This is a genomic window from Duganella fentianensis (assembly GCF_009857835.1).
Lineage (GTDB): Bacteria > Pseudomonadota > Gammaproteobacteria > Burkholderiales > Burkholderiaceae_D > Rugamonas > Rugamonas fentianensis.
Genome location: NZ_WWCL01000003.1, coordinates 180523 through 201352, shown reverse-complemented (window position 1 = coordinate 201352; position 20830 = coordinate 180523). Strand labels below are relative to the sequence as shown.

The window sequence follows — 20830 nt, the reverse complement described above, 5'->3', positions numbered from 1 at the left end:
GAACCCGTTGCGTGCAGGGTGCATGGGCACACGAAAAACGCGGAAATATGAAGAATCCGCAAACATAAAAGCGTGTATGGCGGATAATATCGCCTGTTGCTGTTTTTGAACCATCTTTGACCAACAATGCGACCCATGGATTTAACCCGCGACGACGCCCCTGCTGCTCCCGCTGCACCTGCGCGCCCTGCGCCGCCTGCGAATCAATTGTCGTACGCTGTCGCCACCTGGCTGCAGCGGGTGGATGCCGCAGCGCATCCCAAGGCCAAGCTGAATGTTCCGCCGCCTGATGCGGACCCTAAACTTTCCGCACACAAGCTGATCTATGTAATGGCGCCCACCAGTGGCGGCCGCCATGTGGCGCTATGCCTGTACAAGGCGCGTCTGAAGCCGAATGGCGATGTAGCCGCCGCTAGCCCTGTCAGCGAAATTTTCTCGTTGCTGTCGGCCCCGCCCAGCTTTTTGTCGGCCGGTGATGAAGACCTGATCCGTTTCTTTGTGGCTATGCGCAGTGGCGCCAGCTCGCAGACGGGTTCGGCCACCGAGCCGCGCGGCAAGATCGGTGCGGCCCTGCTGAGCATGCTGGCCGAGCAGGATAAATTGCTGTGGGCAAATTCGTGGGCCGATGTGGGCAATGGTCTGGTCTATCCCCTCAAAGGCGGGGTGATGCGCGAGGCCCATCTGGCCTGGCGCGAAGAAGGCAAGGGGCTGCGGCTGGGCTGGCAGGTGCAGGCGCCGCTGAATGCGCGCCACAGCGGTGCCGATCAGGTCGACTACATGCTGCCGACCGATCCGCCATGGTATATCGATAATCTGTCCTGTGGCGTGCTGCAGCTCAATCAGGGCGGCGCCCAGATACCGCTGGCCGATCTGCAGGCGCTGGTAGCGCAAGCACCTTTGCTGACCAGTAACGACAAGCTGCGCGTGTCGCAACTGCTGCTGGCCCATGGTCTGCAGCAGCTGATGCCGCTGCCGCAGCCTTTGCCGCAGCGCCTGCGCGACGATGTGCTGCCGCGTCCCGTGCTGACGCTCGATGCCGCCATGCTGGCCGATGGTTCCATCCAGCGCTGGCATGATTTTGCCGTGCTGTCATTTGACTACGATGGTGAGCGGGTGTCGTTCGATCCGTCCCAGCGCGTGGTGCGCCAGAAGGGCGAAGTCACGGAAATTATCCAGCGTAATGAAGCGGCGGAAACGGCCGCGCTGGCGCTGCTACAGGAACGCGCGTTTGCCGCACCGACGACCTTGCCGCTGAGCAGCGTCAAAGGCGGATTGTTGCTGCCGACGCAAGCGGAGTGGATACGTTTTGGCCGTGACGGCATCGCCGACCTGCGTGCGGCCGGCTGGAAGATAGAAAAGACCACCAAATACCGCTATGACCTGACGGAAGTGGGCGAGTGGTTTGCCGAGGTGGAGCAGGATACCAGCGAAGGCGGCCATGCCTGGTTCGAACTCGAACTCGGTATCAACGTCGAGCAGGAACGCATCTCCCTGCTGCCCCTGCTGGTCCAGCTGATCCGCAACGCACCCAACGATTTTGCGCCGAAAGTCATTGCCCAGCATGGTGAAGCTGACCAGATGCTGGCCGTGCTGGCCGACGGCCGCCGGGTGGCGCTGCCATGGGCGCGCGTGCGGCCTATCCTGAATACGCTGGGCGAGCTGTATTTCAGCGACAAGATCAAGCCGACCCTGCGCATGACCAGTCTCGATGCAGCCCGTCTCGACGAGCTGGCCCGTTCGGTCGAAATGGCCTGGACCGGTGGCGAAGAGTTGCGCGAAATGGGCGCCCGCCTGAACCAGTTCGGCTCCATCAAGCGCATCGCCACACCGGCCGGCCTGCAAGCCACCCTGCGTGACTACCAGACCGACGGTCTGTCGTGGATGCAGTTCCTGCGCGAATACGGCTTCGGCGGCATACTGGCCGACGACATGGGTCTGGGCAAGACGGTACAGACGCTGGCCCATATTCTGGTGGAAAAAGAAGCGGGCCGCCTGACGGCGCCGGCACTGGTGATTGCGCCGACTAGCCTGATGGGCAACTGGCAGGAAGAAGCGGCGCGCTTTGCGCCGGGCCTGCGCGTGCTGCTGCTGCAAGGCAAGGAGCGCATGGGCCAGTTCGACCAGATCGCCGAGGCCGATCTAGTACTGACCACCTATGCCCTGCTGCCCCGTGACGAGGAAAAACTGCGCGAGCACGATTTCCATCTGGTCATCCTCGACGAGTCGCACTACATCAAGAACACCCGCAGCAAGGCGGCCCAGAGTGCCGGCCTGCTGAAAGCCCGTCACCGCCTGTGCCTGTCCGGCACGCCGCTGGAAAACCATCTGGGCGAGCTTTGGTCGCAATTCCACTTCCTGCTGCCGGGCCTGCTGGGCGACGAAAAAGGTTTCAACACCGTATTCCGTCATCCGATCGAACGGCAGGACGACCCGCTGCGGCGTGCTCTGCTGAACCGCCGCATCAAGCCTTTCCTGCTGCGCCGGACCAAGGACCACGTGGCCAAGGAACTGCCGCCGAAAACGGAAATGGTACGCAAGGTGGAACTGACGGGCGCCCAGCGCGACCTGTACGAAACCGTGCGCCTGGCCATGGATCAGAAAGTGCGCGAGGAAATCGACCGCAAGGGCGTGGCGCGCAGCCAGATTGTGATTCTGGAAGCGCTGCTCAAGCTGCGGCAGGTGTGCTGCGATCCCCGTCTAGTGAAATCGCTGACCGGCAAGAAAGCCGCCGCACCATCGGCCAAGCTGGTCGATCTGATGCAGATGGTCGAGGATTTGCTGGAAGAAAAACGCAAAATCCTGGTGTTCTCGCAGTTCACCAGCATGCTGGAACTGATACAGGAAGAACTCGACGAGCGCGATATTCCGTATGCGCTGCTGACCGGCGATACCAAGGACCGCAGCGCCCAGGTGGCAGCGTTCCAGCAGGGCGCCGTGCCGATCTTCCTGATCAGCCTGAAAGCGGGCGGCGTGGGTCTGAACCTGACGGCGGCCGATACCGTGATCCACTACGATCCGTGGTGGAATCCGGCGGCGGAAAATCAGGCCACCGACCGCGCCTGGCGTATCGGTCAGGACAAGCCGGTGTTTGTGTATAAGCTGATTGCCAAAGGTACGCTGGAAGAGAAGATACAGGTACTGCAGCAGAAGAAATCCGATCTGGCCCAGTCGATACTGGCTGAGGGCGAATCGCAGAAGATGGCGCTGACGCAGGAAGACCTGCAGCAGATCTTTGCTCCGCTGGTGGAATAATGACCCGCGTCGCCGAACTGGAGGCCGTCCTTGCGGCAGCGCAGGCAGAGATGCAGCGCTGCCGCGAATGGCTGGCCTACAGCGAGGAAGCCAGCTTCACGGCTGACGCGGCAGGGCTGACATGGCTGAGCCCAGCCTGCGAGCGGCAGTTCGGCTACACGCTGGCCGCTGCGCAGGCGCTGGCCGCCCCCCTGCTGGCGCAATTGCCGGCACGGCTGGCGCGCTACTCGGCCGGAGACGCCACGCGCTGGCAGGTGCGGCGCGAACTGGAGCTGGCCCATGCCGACGGCCATGCCGTTTCCGTGGAAATCACCACCACGCTGATGCCCGAAACGGATGGCTCGGTGCGCCGCATCCACGGCATCGTGCGCGACCTGACGCTGGCGCGCGAGCTGGCCCAGCAGCAGAAACAGTTCACTTCCATGCTGTCGCACGAATTCCGTACCCCGCTGGCCGTGATCGATGGTGCTGCCCAGTTGCTGGAAATGACGGGCACTGCCCACGACGAGAGTACGCGCAAGCGCTACCGCAAGATCCAGACGGCGGCAGACCGCCTGCTGGCCTTGCTGGACGAACACCTGACACCCCAGCGCATGGCGGAAATCGGCCGCGTGCGCCAGCCGGATCAGGTAGCGCCGGCCAGTCTGCTGCAAATGGCCGTACAGCAGGCTGCCAGCCGGCGCAGCAGTATAACGCTGGCGCTGGGCAATCTGCCGGCGCAGATGCGCTGCGATCCCGCCGGTATGCGCTTATGCCTTGATGTTTTGCTGGATAATGCGATTAAATACACGCCGGCCGCCAGCACCATCGAGGTGAGTGGCCAGATGGCTGCAGGCGGCGGGCTGGAAATGCTGGTGCGCGACTATGGCACCGGTGTGGCCGAGGACGAACTGGGCCGGATCTTCGAAAAAGCGTATCGCGGAAACAACGCTAGCCAGATAGGCGGTTCCGGGCTGGGCCTGTACATGGCCAGCGCAGTGCTCGAGGTGCATGGCGGTCGCCTGACGGCACGCCATGTTCCGGGTGGCGGCATGGAGTTCCGGATCTGGTTGCCAATTGCTAGCCAGACAGGGAAAGTTCTTGCTTAGTAAGGTTGTAGCAGTGATAATTCCTAAACGCAAGCCATCTTGGCAGGGCGGGGCTGGACACGTGGTCCGGATTTAGAATTCATGGCGCATTAATGACGCAGATACTCATCGTAGAAGACAATCTGGACTATGCCGAGGAAATGGCAGAGTTCCTGGTTGAGCTCAAGCATGATGTGCGCATTACCAATAGCGCCAGCGAAATGTGGTCCGCCCTCAGCCATGGCAATGTGGGCGTGGTGGTGCTTGATCTGGGCCTGCCCGACGAAGACGGCTTCAACGTGATTCCGCGCATGCGCCAGCTGTACCCGCAGATCGGCCTGCTGGTGCTGACGGGACGGGTAGCCTTCGACAACCGTATCCTGGGTCTGCGTCTGGGCGCCGACCATTATCTGACCAAACCCATCAAATTCCCCGAGCTGGCCGCCCATATCGAGGCGCTCAACCGCCGGGTGGGGCCGCAGGAAACCGCACCCGTACTCAGCAAATGGACACTGCGCGTCAGTGCCCGCCAGCTGGAGCTGGAAGGCACCATCATCACGCTGACGGAAAAAGAGTGCAATTTCCTGCATTTGCTGACCATCAATACCCGTCCCGTGCCCCGTCAGGTGATCGTGGCCGGCATAGGCGGCGATGATCCCGATGCCGGACGGCGCGTCGATATGCTGGTCTACCGCCTGCGCAAGAAAGCGCGTACGGGGCTGGGGCAGGACCTGCCCCTGCGCAGCGCCTATGGCGAAGGCTATAGCCTGTCCGCCAGCTTCAATCTTTCCTGAGCCCTTATACCCGTATCGCTGTGCTCTCCCGAAAAATAGGGACAGAGTCGGGCCGATTTTCCGAATTTGAAAATTAATCGGGGACAGAGTGGTGTAGAATCCCTCCCATACCCACTCTGGAGCAGACTTCCATGGCCCGATTACCGCGCCTGATTGTGCCCGGCCAGCCTCACCATGTGATTCAGACCGGCAATAACGACCAGCTGATCTTCCGCGATACCGAGGATTACCAGACTTTTCTGGGCTGGCTGCGCACGGCGGCGAAAAACTACAAGGTGGCCATCCACGCCTATGTACTGATGCCCAACCACCTGCATCTGCTGGCCACGCCGGCCGATGAACTGGGGCTGGGCCAGATGATGCAGTGGATAGGCCGCTATTACGTGCCCTACTTCAACCAGAAATATGGCCGCAGCGGCACGCTGTGGAATGGGCGCTACAAGACTTCGCTGATCGATGCCGAGCAGTATTTCATGGCCACCTGCCGCTATATCGAGTTCAACCCCGTGCGCAACGGCATGGTGGCGCGGGCACAGGATTATCCGTGGTCCAGCTTCGGCCACCACGCGGGTTTGCGCGCCGACGGCCTGATTATCGACCATGCCCGCTTCTGGCAGCTGGGTAATACGCCGTTCGAGCGCGAAGCCGCTTATCTGGCCCTGTCCGAACCGGCCCTGAGCGCGGAAGAGGTGGCGCATATCTCCAAAGCACTGCTGAAAGGCTGGCCGCTGGGCTCGGAACAGTTCCAGCGGACCCTGCAGCAGCGCGTCAAGCGACAGGTGCTGCCGGCGAAACGGGGGCGACCATTCAAGCTTAGCCCGAAGGCGGAAAATCCCGAATAATCCAGAAGCAGGTGCTCCCGGCGCCGGGTAAACCACCACGGAACTCATAATTCCGTGGTTTTTTATTCTCCGGCTTCACTCTGTCCCTAATTAATTTTTTCGGAATCTTTTGAAAAATTAATTCGACTCCGACCCTAATTGTTCTAGTTGAGTTTTCTGCTGCATTGCACTACTCTAGTTTTTCGTTAGTCAAATTGCAGTGGAGAACTCATGAAAGCCCAAGGTCTGTACGATCCGTCCAATGAACATGACGCCTGTGGCGTCGGTTTCGTCGCCCATATCAAGGGCAATAAGAGCCACTCCATTGTGGAACAGGGTCTGCTGATCCTGAAGAACCTCGATCACCGGGGTGCGGTAGGCGCGGACGCGCTGATGGGCGACGGCGCCGGTATCCTGATCCAGATTCCGGACCAGTACTACCGCGACGAAATGGCCAAGCAGGGCGTGGAACTGCCGCCACCGGGCGAATATGGCGTGGGCATGGTATTCCTGCCGAAAGAAAACGCTTCGCGTATCGCCTGCGAACAGGAAATCGAACGCGCCGTGCGTGCTGAAGGTCAAGTTGTGCTGGGCTGGCGTAATGTGCCGGTCGACAGCGAAATGCCGATGTCGCCGACCGTGCGTGCCAAAGAACCGGTGATCCGCCAGATCTTCATCGGCCGTGGCGCCGACATCATGGTGACCGATGCACTCGAACGCAAGCTGTATGTGATCCGTAAATCCTCGGGCCACGCGATTCAGGCACTGAAACTGATCCACGGTAAAGAATTCTTCGTGGCCTCGCTGTCGGCCCGTACCATCGTCTACAAAGGTCTGCTGCTGGCCGATCAGGTAGGCGTGTACTACAAAGACCTGCAGGATGCCCGCTGCATCTCCGCTCTGGCACTGGTGCACCAGCGCTTCTCCACCAACACCTTCCCTGAGTGGCCGCTGGCTCACCCATACCGTCTGCTGGCCCACAACGGCGAGATCAACACGGTAAAAGGTAACTTCAACTGGATGCGCGCCCGTGAAGGCGTGATGAAATCGGCCGTGCTGGGTGACGATCTGTCCAAGCTGTTCCCGCTGATTTACGAAGGCCAGTCCGACACCGCCTGCTTCGATAACGCGCTGGAACTGCTGCTGATGGCAGGCTATCCGATCGCCCAGGCGATGATGATGATGATTCCGGAAGCGTGGGAAAACCACGGCACCATGGATGACAACCGTCGCGCCTTCTACGAATACCACGCTGCCATGATGGAACCATGGGACGGCCCTGCCGCCATGGCCTTCACCGATGGCCGCTACATCGGCGGTACGCTGGACCGGAATGGTCTGCGCCCTGCCCGCTACATCGTCACCGACGACGATCTGGTAGTGATGGCTTCGGAATCGGGCGTGCTGCCGATTCCTGAATCGAAAATCATCCAGAAATGGCGTCTGCAGCCGGGCAAAATGTTCCTGATCGATCTGGAAGCCGGCCGCATCATCGACGACAAGGAACTCAAAGACACCTACGCCAACGCCAAGCCCTACAAGGCATGGATTAACGCCGTCCGGATCAAACTCAATGAAATCAAGCTGAGCGAAAGCCAGCTGGCGGTGAACCGCGTCAAGTACAGCGCTGCGCCGGGCGAAAAAGCTGTGGCTTCCGTGCTGGACCGTCAGCAAGCCTTCGGCTACACCCAGGAAGACCTGAAATTCGTGCTGGCGCCGATGGCGACCAATGCCGAAGAAGCCACCGGCTCGATGGGTAATGACTCGCCGCTGGCCGTCATGTCCAACAAGCTGAAACCGCTGTACAACTACTTCAAGCAGCTGTTCGCGCAGGTGACCAACCCGCCGATCGATCCGATCCGCGAAGCCATGGTGATGTCGCTGGTGTCCTTCATCGGCCCGAAACCGAATCTGCTCGATACCAACAACGTCAACCCGCCTATGCGTCTCGAAGTAGCGCAGCCAGTGCTGGGCTTCGACGATATGGCACGTCTGCGCGGCATCAGCCAGCACACGGGCGGCAAGTTCAAATCGTATGAACTGAATATCTGCTACCCGCTGGCCTGGGGCAAAGAAGGCGTGGAAGCCTGCCTCGCTTCGCTGTGCGCAGAAGCGGTGGATGCCGTCAAATCGGGCCACAACATCCTGATCGTGACGGACCGCTCCATCGGTGCCGATCGCGTGGCGATTCCAGCCCTGCTGGCCACCTCCACCATCCACCAGCATCTGGTCAGCAAAGGCCTGCGTGCTTCCACCGGTCTGGTAGTGGAGACCGGTTCGGCCCGCGAGACGCACCACTTCGCACTGCTGGCCGGCTATGGCGCCGAAGCCATCCACCCGTATCTGGCGATGGAAACCCTGGCCGAAATGGCACCGGGCCTGCCGGGCGACGTGAGCGCCGAACAAGCTGTCTACAACTACACCAAAGCCATCGGCAAAGGCCTGATGAAGGTGATGTCGAAGATGGGCATCTCCACCTATATGTCCTACTGCGGCGCACAGATTTTCGAAGCCGTTGGTCTGAACAAATCGCTGGTCGACAAATACTTCCGTGGCACGGCCTCGAATGTCGAAGGTATCGGTGTGTTCGAAGTGGCAGAAGAAGCGCTGCGTCTGCACCATCTGGCCTTTGGCAACGACCCTGTGCTGGCCGATAAGCTGGACGCCGGCGGCGAATATGCCTTCCGTGTACGCGGTGAAGACCACCTGTGGACGCCGGATGCCATCGCCAAGCTGCAGCACTCGACCCGTAGTAACAACTACAACAGCTACAAGGAATACGCCCAGATCATCAACGATCAGAGCAAGCGCCACCTGACGCTGCGCGGCCTGTTCGAGTTCAAGATCGATCCGACCAAGGCGATCCCGCTGGACGAAGTGGAACCGGCCAAGGAAATCGTCAAGCGTTTCGCGACCGGCGCCATGTCTATGGGTTCCATCTCGACCGAAGCCCACGCGACGCTGGCCGTGGCCATGAACCGTATTGGCGGCAAATCGAACACGGGTGAAGGCGGCGAAGATCCATCGCGCTACACCATGGATCTGAAAGGCATCAAGATCAAGCAGGGCGAAACCATGGCTAGCGTCATGGGCAAAGAGCAGATGGTGGTCGACATTCCGCTGCAGGAAGGCGATTCGCTGCGTTCGCGCATCAAGCAGGTGGCATCGGGCCGCTTCGGTGTGACCGCGGCCTACCTGAACTCCGCTGACCAGATCCAGATCAAAATGGCACAGGGCGCCAAGCCCGGTGAAGGCGGCCAGCTGCCGGGCCACAAAGTGTCGGAATACATCGCGACGCTGCGCTTCTCCGTGCCGGGCGTGGGTCTGATCTCGCCGCCACCGCACCACGACATCTATTCGATCGAAGATCTGGCCCAGCTGATCCACGATCTGAAGAACGCCAATCCGCGCGCTTCGATCTCCGTCAAGCTGGTATCGGAAGTGGGTATCGGTACTGTGGCTGCCGGTGTCACCAAGGCCAAGGCCGATCACGTGGTGGTGGCCGGCCATGATGGCGGTACCGGTGCTTCGCCGCTGTCGTCGGTGAAACACGCTGGTACGCCATGGGAACTGGGTCTGGCTGAAACCCAGCAGACGCTGGTGCTGAACGGTCTGCGTAGCCGTATCCGCGTACAGGCCGACGGCCAGATGCGCACGGGTCGCGACGTGGTCATCGCCGCCATGCTGGGCGCCGACGAAATCGGCTTCGCCACCGCACCGCTGGTGGTGGAAGGCTGCATCATGATGCGCAAGTGCCACCTGAATACCTGCCCGGTCGGCGTTGCGACCCAGGATCCGGTCCTGCGCGCCAAGTTCTCCGGCAAGCCTGAGTACGTGGTCAACTACTTCTTCTTCGTGGCCGAAGAGGCCCGTCAGCTGATGGCGCAACTGGGTATCCGTACCTACGACGAACTGATCGGCCGCGTCGACCTGCTGGACAAATCGAAAGCCATCTCGCACTGGAAAGCGCAAGGTCTGGACTTCAGCGCCATCTTCTACGCACCGCAAGTGCCGAACGGCGATTCGATCTATCACACGATGGAACAGGATCACGGTCTGGACAAGGCGCTCGATCACAAGCTGATCGCGCAGGCCAAGGCAGCGCTGGAAAAAGGCGAGCGCGTATCGTTTATCTCGCCAGTGAAGAACCTGAACCGCACCGTGGGCACCATGCTGTCGGGCGAAGTGGCCAAGCGCTACGGTCACGCCGGTCTGCCGGATGACACCATCCACATCCAGCTGCAAGGTACGGCTGGCCAGTCGGCCTGCGCCTTCCTGGCACACGGCATCACCATCGATCTGGTGGGCGAGGGTAACGACTACGTGGGTAAAGGTCTGTCCGGTGGCCGCATCATCGTGCGTCCGAACACGGAGTTCCGTGGCTGGGCCGTCAACAACATCATCATCGGTAACACCGTGCTGTACGGCGCGATTGCTGGTGAAGCCTTCTTCAACGGCGTGGCCGGCGAGCGTTTCGCCGTGCGTAACTCGGGTGCTACCGCCATCGTCGAAGGTACGGGCGACCACGGTTGCGAATACATGACGGGCGGTACCGTCGTGGTACTGGGCAGCACGGGCCGTAACTTCGCAGCCGGTATGTCCGGTGGCGTGGCCTATGTGTACGATCCGGACGGTGATTTCGCCAGCCGTTGCAACACCTCCATGGTGTCGCTGGAGCCGGTACTGTCGGCCAAGGAGCAGGATGCACATGCCGCCACCTTCCACATCCAGCACAAGGATACGGGTCGTGAAGCGGATGAAGTGATCCTCAAGCGTCTGATCGAGCGTCACTTCAAGCATACCGGCAGCACGCGTGCCCGCCTGTTGCTGGATAACTGGGCCGAAGGCCGCAGCAAGTTCGTCAAGGTCTTCCCTAACGAATACAAACGGGCGCTGGCAGAAATGGTCGAACTGGCCGCCGCGCAACCGATTGCTGCTTAATTAAGCTCGGCACAGACTGCAGACAGAACATATTTAAGGAACTATCGTGGGTAAAATCACCGGCTTTATGGAATTCCAGCGTCAGGACGAAGGCTATCTGCCACCTGCTACGCGCCTGAAAAACTATGCTGAATTTGTCATTCCGCTGACCAAGGAACAGGCCACCATTCAGGGCGCACGCTGCATGGATTGCGGCATCCCGTTCTGCAACAACGGCTGCCCCGTCAACAACATCATCCCTGACTGGAATGATCTGGTGTATCGCGGTAACTACCGCGAAGCGCTGGAAACCCTGCACTCGACTAATAACTTCCCCGAGTTCACGGGCCGTATCTGCCCTGCACCGTGCGAAGCGGCCTGTACGCTGGGTATTCACGAAGCACCGGTGGGCATCAAATCGATCGAGCACAAGATCATCGACGAAGGCTGGGAACACGGCTGGGTGACGCCGCAGGTGGCAGAAGTCAAAACGGGCAAGAAAGTGGCTGTGGTCGGCTCCGGTCCTGCCGGTCTGGCCGCTGCCCAGCAGCTGGCACGTGCCGGTCACGCTGTAACCGTGTTCGAAAAGAGCGACCGCGTCGGTGGTCTGCTGCGTTACGGCATCCCTGACTTCAAGCTGGAAAAATCGCATATCGACCGCCGCGTCGAGCAGATGCAGGCCGAAGGCGTGGTATTCCGCACCAGCGTGCTGGTGGGTAAAGACTTCCCTGCCAATGTCAACAACTGGGCCAAGGAAACCATCTTCCCGGAAGATCTGGAAAAGGACTTCGACGCCGTGGTGCTGGCCGGTGGTGCCGAGCAGCCGCGTGACCTGCCGGTACCGGGCCGCGAACTGAAAGGCGTGCACTTCGCCATGGACTTCCTGCCGCAGCAGAACAAGATCAATGCGGGCGACAAGGTCAAAGACCAGATCAAAGCCACCGGCAAGCACGTGGTGGTGATCGGCGGCGGCGACACGGGTTCCGACTGCGTGGGTACCTCCAACCGTCATGGCGCTGCGTCCGTGACCCAGTTCGAACTGATGCCTATGCCGCCTGAACAGGAAAACAAGCCGCTGGTATGGCCTTACTGGCCAACCAAGCTGCGTACTTCCTCGTCGCATGACGAAGGCTGCTCGCGTGACTGGGCGGTGGCCACCAAGCGCCTGGAAGGCAAGGGCGGCAAGGTCGAGAAACTGATCGCCTGCCGCGTCGAGTGGAAAGACGGCAAGATGACGGAAGTCGAAGGTTCCGAATTCGAAATGAAAGCTGATCTGGTACTGCTGGCCATGGGCTTTGTGTCCCCGGTAGCGAACGTGCTGGAAGCTTTCGGTGTTGATAAAGATGCACGTGGTAATGCCAAAGCCAGCACCGACGGCAATGGCTGCTACCAGACCAATGTGCCTAAAGTATTTGCCGCCGGCGACGTACGCCGCGGCCAGTCGCTGGTGGTGTGGGCGATCCGCGAGGGTCGTCAGTGCGCCCGTGCGGTTGACGAGTTCCTGATGGGTAGTTCGGTACTGCCGCGCTAATTAGCAAAACTTTACCGCTTCGCTCCCACCGGTGGTGCACGGGTGATCCCCGTAGCCACCGGTTTTTTTATCTGACCGTGGTTTTTCCAACAATATTCTGCGCGCTGATACGTCAGCAATGGGCTGGTGACGCAGCGCCCTAGTGCAGTGCAGCAATGTAACATTTGATGTCACATGTAAATTGCTGACTTGAGATTCATTAGTGTTGTATTATCTGCCATTTGGTGGGCCTCGCCAGCCTGTTCAGGGGTGCGTCAGCAGACTTACTCCTTTCTGAACTACAATACGGCATTAAAAACAATGAGTTCTGACGTGTCCAATCTTGTCGAAATCCGTGATTTACACTTTGCATACGGGAAGCGCGCAATCCTTTCGGGCCTGCAGATGGACTTCCCGCGTGGAAAAGTGGTCGCCGTCATGGGCGGCTCCGGTAGCGGCAAGACCACTGTATTGCGCCTGATCGGCGGCCAGCTCCGGCCCCAGCGCGGCCATGTCAAAGTGCACGGTGAGATCGTGCATAAGTTAAATACTGCCGGTCTGTATCTGTTGCGTCGCAAAATGGGCATGCTGTTCCAGCATGGCGCCCTGTTTACCGACCTGACCGTGTTCGAAAACGTGGCCTTCCCCCTGCGCGAGCATACCGATCTGCCGGAAGAACTGATCCGCAATCTGGTGCTGATGAAGCTGCACGCGGTAGGGCTGCGCAATGCGGCCAAACTCAAGCCGGGCGAGATTTCCGGTGGGATGGCGCGCCGGGTGGCGCTGGCCCGTTCCATCGCGCTCGATCCGGAACTGATTATGTATGACGAGCCGTTTGCCGGTCTGGACCCGATCTCGATGGGCGTGACCGCCAATCTGATCCGCAACCTGAATACGGCGCTCGGTTCCACCACGGTGCTGGTGTCGCACGATGTGAAAGAGTGCTTCGCCATTGCTGATTATGTTTATTTCTTATCCCAAGGCAAGATCGTCGCCCACGGTACGCCGCACGAAATGATGGTGTCGACCGATCCGTACGTGAAGCAGTTCGTCAATGCCGAAGCGGATGGTCCGGTGCCCTTCCACTACCCGGGTAAATCGCTGGCTGATGATCTGGGTCTGGGAGCACAGGCATGAGAATACACAACGGTTTATCCAAGCTGGGCGCGACCCTGCGCGACTTCATCGAGAGCATAGGCTACGGCACCCGTACCTTCCTCAACGTGCTGAAAGTGTCGCCGGGCCTGCTCAAGCGGCCTAGCCTGATCGTCGAGCAGCTACACTTCATCGGCAATTATTCGATGCTGATCATTACCCTGTCCGGCCTGTTTGTGGGCATGGTGCTGGGGCTGCAGGGTTATTACACGCTGAATAAATACGGCGCGGAACAGTCGCTGGGCCTGCTGGTGGCACTGGGCCTGAGCCGCGAGCTGGGCCCCGTGATTACGGCGCTGCTGTTTGCCGGCCGGGCCGGTACTTCGCTGACGGCCGAAATCGGCCTGATGAAGGCGGGCGAACAGCTGTCGGCCATGGAAATGATGGCAGTGAACCCTATCCAGCGCGTGCTGGCCCCCCGTTTCTGGGCCGGCGTGATTTCCGTGCCGCTGCTGGCTTCCGTGTTCAGCGCCGTGGGCGTGTTCGGCGGCTATCTGGTCGGCGTGCAGCTGATCGGCGTGGATAACGGCGCGTTCTGGTCGCAGATGCAGGATGGTGTGGATATCTGGAAAGATATCTACAACGGTTTCGCCAAGAGCGTGGTGTTCGGCATCGCCATCACCTTTATCGCCCTGTATCAGGGCTACGAGGCCCAGCCTACGCCGGAAGATGTGGCCCGTGCCACCACCCGTACGGTAGTGATCTCGTCGCTGATGATCTGGTGGCTGGATTTCATGATGACGGCGCTGATGTTCAGCAAATAAGCCGCAAGCAAACAAGATAATGTAACGAAGGAATCACTATGCAACGTAAATCTCTGGATGTCTGGGTCGGTCTGTTCATCGTCGTCGGCGTGGCCGCTCTGATGTTCCTGGCACTGAAAGCCGGCAACATGGGATCCATGTCTTTCGCCAAGGTCTATCCGGTCACGGCCAAGTTCGACAACATCGGCAGCCTGCGTCCGCAAGCGCCGATCAAGGCTGCCGGTGTGGTGGTGGGCCGCGTGGGCGAGATCCGTTTCGACGACAAGAGCTATCAGGCGCTGGTCACGCTGAATATGGAAGAAACTTACAAGTTCCCGAAAGATAGCTCGGCCAAGATCCTGACCTCGGGCCTGCTGGGCGAGCAGTATGTGGGCATCGAAGCAGGTGGCGACATGAACAATCTGGTGGCTGGCGACAAGATCGCCCGTACCCAGTCGGCCGCCGTACTGGAAGACCTGATCAACCAGTTTATTTACAGCAAAGCCGCTGAAGGAAAGGACAGTAAATGAGCCTGACCACTGCCAAACCAGCCCGTGCCGCCGTAGCGCTGGGCCTGACCTTGCTGCTGGCCGGCTGTGCCGGTCCCAACCCGCGCGACCCGTACGAGAACTTCAACCGTGCCATGTTCACTTTCAATGACACGGTCGATACCTATGCGCTGAAACCGGCCGCTACCGCCTATCACACGGTGTTGCCATCGTTCGTGCAGACGGGCGTGAACAATTTCTTCGGCAATCTGGCCGACGCCTGGACTGGTATCAACAACCTGCTGCAAGGCCATGGCGAAGCCGGCATGTCCGATGTGACCCGCTTTGCGCTCAACTCCACGCTGGGTATTGTGGGCCTGTTCGACATTGCTTCCGAAGCGGGCCTGCCCAAGCACAAGGAAGATTTCGGCCAGACGCTGGGTACCTGGGGCGTGCCATCCGGTCCCTACCTGATGCTGCCGCTGCTGGGCCCTTCCACCGTGCGCGACGCAGTGGTACTGCCTATCGACGTGAAAGGCGATATCTGGGGCTACAAGGAACCTGTGTATATCCGCAACAGCGGCACGGCCTTGCGCGCCATCGACCAGCGCGCCGGTCTGCTCGATGCTTCCACTCTGCTCGAAGATGCAGCGCTGGACCGCTACGAGTTTATTCGCGACAGCTTCCTGCAGCGTCGTGAAAGCCTGATCCACCCGGACGACGACAGCGCGCCCAAGCGCAAACGCAAGGATGATGACTCGGCTTACGAGGCAGTACCGGCCAGCGAACCTGTTGCTACTGTGGAAAAAACTGTCCCGGCGTCCGACGCGCTTACGCCAAAAGAGGTAAACTCTGGTGCTCTGGCTGCAACTTCTGTCAGCCCGTGAACCCGAAGAACACTTCATAGGTAAAAAACATGACTTTTATTAAACAACTTATCGCTGCAGCGGGTCTGACTTTCGCGGCGACCATGGCGCAGGCGGCCGTACCGGCTAACGAAGCACCGGATGCACTGGTGAAACGTATCAGCCAGGAAGTGATCGAAATCGCCAAGACCGACAAGGCGATCCAGGCTGGCGACCAGAAAAAGGTCATGGATCTGGTAGAAAACAAGATCCTGCCGTACGTGGACTTCCAGCGCATGACGGCACTGGCAGCGGGCCGCTTCTGGCGCGATGCTTCGCCAGAACAGCAGAAGGCCCTGTCGGACCAGTTCCGCACCCTGCTGATCTTCACCTATTCCGGCGCCCTTTCGCAGATCAAGGATGAAACCATCGAGTTCAAGCCGCTGCGTGCCGATCCGACCGACACCGAAGTGGAAGTGCGTTCGCAAGTGAATGTCGCGCGCGGCGAGCCGATTCCGCTGAACTACCGTGTGGCCAAATCGCCTACCGGCTGGAAAATCTACGATATCAACGTGCTGGGCGCCTGGCTGGTGGAAACCTACAAGGGCACGTTTGCTTCGGAAATCAACAAGGGCGGCATGGATGGCCTGATCAAGGCGCTGACCGAGAAGAACAAGAAGCTGGCCAATAAACCACTGAAACCTGTCGCTAAATAAGACTGTCTGCCATGTCCACTGCTGTTGCCGAAGCTATCGACGATTTCAAATCGCTCACCACTCTGAACGTGCAGAACGCCACGGCGGTGCTGGAGCGCGGTCTGGCCGCCCTCAAGGCCGGCCAGACGGTGTTCGATCTGCGCTACGTGCTGACGGTGGATTCGGCAGCCGTTTCCGTGCTGCTGGCATGGGAAAAGGCGGCACAGGATGCGGGCCTGAAGCTGGAGCTGAAAAACCTGCCGCCAGCCCTGCAAAGTCTGACCAAGCTGTATGGCGTGTGCTCGCTGCTGTTCCCTACCTCGGTCCAGCTGGAGCCGGGCGAAGCTGCGCCCGCCAATCCCCAGCATGAAGAGTTCCACGCCGTGACGGGCCAGCCCGACACCGCCAAGCTGAAAGTGGGCGCCGACCCCGAAGCAGCGCATCACCATCATTGACCCCCGCCTCATCGAATTGGGCCAGAAACTAGCGCTCTGGCTCGGTTCCCGTCAATTTCCCCTATAATTGAAGGTTGCCGCAGCCGGAGTGCCGTGGCTTTCCCAGTAGTCCCCGCCCTCGGGCAGCTCGCGCCGGATTAAAGCCGCCGCACCTTACGAATAAACCAAGCATGACAGCGATCCAAATAACGAATGTCGAGAAGCGCTACAAGTCGCTCCAGGCACTAGGTGGCGTGTCCCTGACGATAGAAGAGGGCGAATTTTTCGGTCTGTTAGGCCCTAACGGTGCCGGTAAAACCACACTGATTTCCATTATTGCCGGTCTGATCCGCCCCGATGCGGGCAAGGTCACCATCCACGGCCACGATGTGACGGGCGACTTCCGTGCCGCGCGCAAGAAGCTGGGCGTGGTGCCGCAGGAACTGGTGTTCGATCCCTTCTTCACGGTGCGCGAAACGCTGCGCCTGCAGTCCGGCTATTTCGGCCTGCCCAATAACGATGCGTGGATCGACGAGGTAATGCACAACCTCGATCTGACCAACAAGGCCGATACCAATATGCGCGCCCTGTCCGGCGGCATGAAGCGCCGCGTGCTGGTGGCGCAGGCGCTGGTGCACAAGCCGCCCGTGATCGTGCTCGACGAGCCGACCGCCGGTGTCGACGTGGAACTGCGCCAGACCCTGTGGCAGTTCATCACGCGGCTGAACCGCGAAGGCCACACGGTGGTGCTGACCACCCACTATCTGGAAGAGGCGCAAGCCATGTGCAAGCGCGTGGCCATGCTCAAACTGGGCAAGGTGGTGGCGCTCGATAGCATGGCAGCACTGATCCGCCGCATCTCCGGTTCGCAGCTGGTGCTCAATCTGCGCGAAGGCGAACTGCCGGCCGATCTGCGCCATCTGGTCAGCCATCCTGACCTGACCGACGAGGGCCGCAAGTACAGCCTGCGTATCAACGATTATGCGGAAGTCGAACCTATCCTTGCGCGCCTGCGCGAGACCGGTGTGCATATCGATGAAATGCAGCTGCAGCAGGCCGATCTGGAAGACATCTTCCTGCAGATTATGGACAAGGGGAGCGTATGAGTTTGATGTCGATCGGGTTCCGCACCCTGGTGTACAAGGAGACCCTGCGTTTCTGGAAGGTGGCCACCCAGACCATCGCCGCGCCTATCCTGACGGCCATGCTGTACCTGCTGATCTTCGGCCATGTGCTGGAAGGCCGCGTGACGGTGTACAGCGACGTCAGTTACACCGCCTTCCTGATTCCGGGGCTGGTGATGATGAGCGTGCTGCAGAACGCGTTTGCCAATGCCTCGTCGTCGCTGATCCAGTCCAAGATCACGGGCAATCTGGTGTTCGTGCTGCTGACGCCTCTGTCGCACTGGGAAATCTTCTCGGCCTATGTGATCGCGGCCATGGTGCGCGGCATCGTGGTCGGTGCCGGCGTGTTCATCGTGACGGCGTGGTTCGCCCACCTGTCGTTCACGGCGCCGCTGTGGATCATCGTGTTTGCCCTGCTCGGTGCTGCCATTCTCGGCACCATGGGCCTGATCGCCGGTATCTGGGCGGAGAAATTCGACCAGCTGGCCGCCTTCCAGAACTTCCTGATCATGCCGCTGACTTTCCTCTCCGGCGTGTTCTATTCCATCCATTCGCTGCCACCGTTCTGGCTCACGGTGTCGCACCTGAATCCGTTCTTCTACATGATAGACGGCTTCCGTTACGGTTTCTTCGGCCAGTCCGACGTGAATCCGCTGATTAGCGTGAGTATCGTCGCGGCCTTCCTCGTGGCGCTGGCTTTGCTGGCGATCCGTTTGCTGCAAAGCGGCTACCGACTGCGCCACTAAGTGCGTCACTAAGCGCGCCCATATGCGATAAGCACCTCATATACAAGGACACCATCATGACTACTACCCCGGAACTGATCCATAGCTACCTGAGCGCCGGTCTCGAATGCACCCATCTGGAAGTGGAAGGCGACGGCCAGCACTTCCAGGCCATCATCGTTTCGCCGGCTTTCGCGGGCAAGCGCATGGTGCAGCGTCACCAGCTGGTATATGCCGCGCTGGGCGACCGCATGCGTGAAGAAATCCACGCACTGTCGATGAAAACCCTGACCCCTGAAGAATACCAAGGATAAGTATGGACAAGCTGCTCATTCAAGGCGGTAACCGCCTGCAAGGCGAGATCACCATTTCCGGCGCCAAGAACGCTGCCCTGCCTATCCTGTGCGCCGGGCTGCTGACTTCCGGTGACGTAGAACTGAGCAACGTGCCGCATCTGCACGACGTGGCCACCATCCTCAAGCTGCTGGGCCAGACGGGCCTGAAAGTGCAGCAGGATGGCGACCGCGTGACGCTGAACGGCAGCGCCATCGACAAGCTGGAAGCACCGTACGAGCTGGTGAAAACCATGCGTGCCTCGATCCTGGTACTGGGCCCGCTGCTGGCCCGTTTCGGTTCGGCCAAGGTCTCGCTGCCGGGCGGCTGCGCCATCGGTTCGCGTCCGGTCGATCAGCACATCAAGGGCCTGCAGGCCATGGGTGCCGAGATCACCATCGAAGGCGGCTACATCTACGCCAAGTGCGCCAAGCTGAAAGGCGCGCGCATCGTCACCGACATGATTACCGTGACGGGTACGGAAAACCTGCTGATGGCTGCCACGCTGGCCGAAGGCGAAACCATTCTGGAAAACGCGGCCTGCGAGCCGGAAGTGACCGACCTCGCCAACCTGCTAGTGGCGATGGGCGCGAAGATCGAAGGCATAGGCAGCAACCGCCTGACCATTCAGGGCGTAAGCGAACTGCATGGCGCCAAGCATGCCGTGATTTCCGACCGTATCGAAGCGGCCACCTTCCTGTGCGCCGTGGCGGCCACGGGTGGCGACATCACCATCCGCAATACCCGCGTCGACATCATGGATGCAGCGCTGGACAAGCTGCGCGAAATCGGCCTGCAACTGACTATCGGCGATAACTGGATCCGTGCGCAGATGGATCAGCGCCCGCACCCTGTCACTTTCCGCACCACCGAATATCCGGGCTTCCCGACCGATATGCAGGCGCAGTTCATGGCGGTAAATACCATCGCCGACGGCGCCAGCCGCGTGACGGAAACCATTTTCGAAAACCGCTTCATGCACGTGCAGGAGATGAACCGCCTGGGCGCGGCCATCGAGACCGACGGCAATACGGCCTTCATCAAGGGCGTGGAGCAGCTGGTGGGCGCGCCCGTGATGGCGACCGACCTGCGTGCTTCCGCTTCGCTGGTGATTGCAGCGCTGGCCGCGCGTGGCGAAACGCTGATCGACCGCATCTATCACCTCGACCGTGGCTACGACCAGATGGAAGTCAAGCTGTCGGCAGTAGGCGCGGATATCAAGCGCATCAAATAAGAACCTATTTAGGAAGAACCATGAGCGGATTTCAGGCCAACTCGCAGCTGATACTGGCGCTGTCGAAGGGACGTATTTTCGAGGACACCCTGCCCTTGCTGGAAGCAGCAGGCATCACCGTGACCGAGAACCCGGAGACTTCGCGCAAGCTGATTCTGTCCACCAATGATCCCGACGTGCGCGTGATCATCGTGCGCGCTACCGATGTGCCGACCTATGTGCAGCATGGCGCGGCCGATTTCGGCGTGGCCGGCAAGGACGTGCTGCTCGAGCATGGTGGTGAGGGCCTGTACCAGCCTATCGATCTGAATATCGCCGCCTGCCGCATGTCGGTGGCCGTGCGCAACGGTTTTGACTACGAGACAGCAGTGCGTCAGGGCGCGCGCCTGCGCGTGGCCACCAAGTTCGTGCAGACGGCGCGCGAGCACTTCGCCAAGAAGGGTGTGCACGTCGATCTGATCAAGCTGTACGGCTCGATGGAACTGGCGCCGCTGGTCGGCCTGTCGGACGCCATCGTCGACGTGGTCAGCACCGGCAATACGCTGCGTGCCAATGACCTCAAGGAAGTGGAAGCCATCATGGACATTTCCTCGCGTCTGATTGTGAATCAGGCGGCCCTCAAGCTCAAGCGCGAGCGTCTGCAACCGATCATCGAAGCTTTCGAGCGCGCCTCTAAAAAATAAAGCGAAC

General features: G+C 60.1%; 17 protein-coding genes. All 17 read left to right on the top strand.

Annotation, left to right across the window (positions count from 1 at the left end; genetic code table 11):
• Nucleotides 1–135 precede the first annotated feature (135 nt).
• The 17 genes from GTP23_RS13940 (at nt 136) to hisG (ending at nt 20823) form a co-directional block, all read left to right on the top strand.
• The gene (locus GTP23_RS13940; RefSeq protein WP_161035739.1) at nt 136–3252 is read left to right on the top strand and encodes a DEAD/DEAH box helicase; all 3117 of its coding nucleotides are present in this window, start codon (nt 136–138) and stop codon (nt 3250–3252) included.
• A complete protein-coding gene (locus GTP23_RS13935) occupies nt 3252–4340 on the top strand; it encodes a PAS domain-containing sensor histidine kinase (RefSeq protein WP_161035738.1) in 1089 nt (362 codons plus the stop codon). Before GTP23_RS13940 ends, GTP23_RS13935 begins: the two co-directional genes overlap by 1 nt.
• Before the next feature lie 92 nt (nt 4341–4432).
• On the top strand, nt 4433–5113 hold the full coding sequence (locus GTP23_RS13930) for a response regulator transcription factor (RefSeq protein ID WP_161035737.1): 681 nt from the start codon (nt 4433–4435) through the stop codon (nt 5111–5113).
• 131 nt (nt 5114–5244) lie between these two features.
• Nucleotides 5245–5955 (top strand): REP-associated tyrosine transposase, encoded by a 711-nt coding sequence (locus tag GTP23_RS13925; RefSeq protein ID WP_161035736.1) that lies wholly within the window; start codon nt 5245–5247, stop codon nt 5953–5955.
• Nucleotides 5956–6165: 210 nt separating this feature from the next.
• On the top strand, nt 6166–10875 hold the full coding sequence (locus GTP23_RS13920) for a glutamate synthase-related protein (protein WP_161035735.1): 4710 nt from the start codon (nt 6166–6168) through the stop codon (nt 10873–10875).
• A gap of 46 nt (nt 10876–10921) precedes the next feature.
• A complete protein-coding gene (locus GTP23_RS13915) occupies nt 10922–12385 on the top strand; it encodes a glutamate synthase subunit beta (protein WP_161035734.1) in 1464 nt (487 codons plus the stop codon).
• Between the two features lie 312 nt (nt 12386–12697).
• Nucleotides 12698–13501, top strand: a complete 804-nt coding sequence (locus GTP23_RS13910; RefSeq protein ID WP_161035733.1) for an ABC transporter ATP-binding protein — start codon at nt 12698–12700, stop codon at nt 13499–13501.
• Complete coding sequence (gene mlaE / locus GTP23_RS13905; RefSeq protein WP_161035732.1) at nt 13498–14283, top strand: lipid asymmetry maintenance ABC transporter permease subunit MlaE; 786 nt, start codon at nt 13498–13500, stop codon at nt 14281–14283. The genes GTP23_RS13910 and mlaE overlap by 4 nt, the downstream gene beginning before the upstream one ends.
• Before the next feature lie 38 nt (nt 14284–14321).
• Nucleotides 14322–14792 carry an outer membrane lipid asymmetry maintenance protein MlaD gene (gene mlaD, locus GTP23_RS13900; protein ID WP_155435732.1) on the top strand — a complete coding sequence of 157 codons (471 nt, stop codon included), beginning with the start codon at nt 14322–14324 and terminating at the stop codon, nt 14790–14792.
• A complete protein-coding gene (locus tag GTP23_RS13895; protein ID WP_161035731.1) occupies nt 14789–15637 on the top strand; it encodes an MlaA family lipoprotein in 849 nt (282 codons plus the stop codon). Before mlaD ends, GTP23_RS13895 begins: the two co-directional genes overlap by 4 nt.
• Before the next feature lie 29 nt (nt 15638–15666).
• Complete coding sequence (locus GTP23_RS13890) at nt 15667–16311, top strand: MlaC/ttg2D family ABC transporter substrate-binding protein (protein WP_161035730.1); 645 nt, start codon at nt 15667–15669, stop codon at nt 16309–16311.
• Nucleotides 16312–16322: 11 nt separating this feature from the next.
• Entirely contained in the window at nt 16323–16745 is a 423-nt protein-coding gene (locus GTP23_RS13885; protein WP_161035729.1) for an STAS domain-containing protein, read from the top strand.
• A gap of 170 nt (nt 16746–16915) precedes the next feature.
• A complete protein-coding gene (locus tag GTP23_RS13880) occupies nt 16916–17830 on the top strand; it encodes an ABC transporter ATP-binding protein (protein WP_161035728.1) in 915 nt (304 codons plus the stop codon).
• Nucleotides 17827–18594 (top strand): ABC transporter permease, encoded by a 768-nt coding sequence (locus GTP23_RS13875; protein WP_161035727.1) that lies wholly within the window; start codon nt 17827–17829, stop codon nt 18592–18594. Before GTP23_RS13880 ends, GTP23_RS13875 begins: the two co-directional genes overlap by 4 nt.
• 56 nt (nt 18595–18650) lie before the next feature.
• A complete protein-coding gene (locus tag GTP23_RS13870; protein WP_161035726.1) occupies nt 18651–18887 on the top strand; it encodes a BolA family protein in 237 nt (78 codons plus the stop codon).
• Nucleotides 18888–18889: 2 nt separating this feature from the next.
• Nucleotides 18890–20140 carry a UDP-N-acetylglucosamine 1-carboxyvinyltransferase gene (murA, locus tag GTP23_RS13865; RefSeq protein ID WP_161035725.1) on the top strand — a complete coding sequence of 417 codons (1251 nt, stop codon included), beginning with the start codon at nt 18890–18892 and terminating at the stop codon, nt 20138–20140.
• Nucleotides 20141–20160: 20 nt separating this feature from the next.
• A complete protein-coding gene (hisG, locus tag GTP23_RS13860; protein ID WP_155435740.1) occupies nt 20161–20823 on the top strand; it encodes an ATP phosphoribosyltransferase in 663 nt (220 codons plus the stop codon).
• Nucleotides 20824–20830 lie beyond the last annotated feature (7 nt).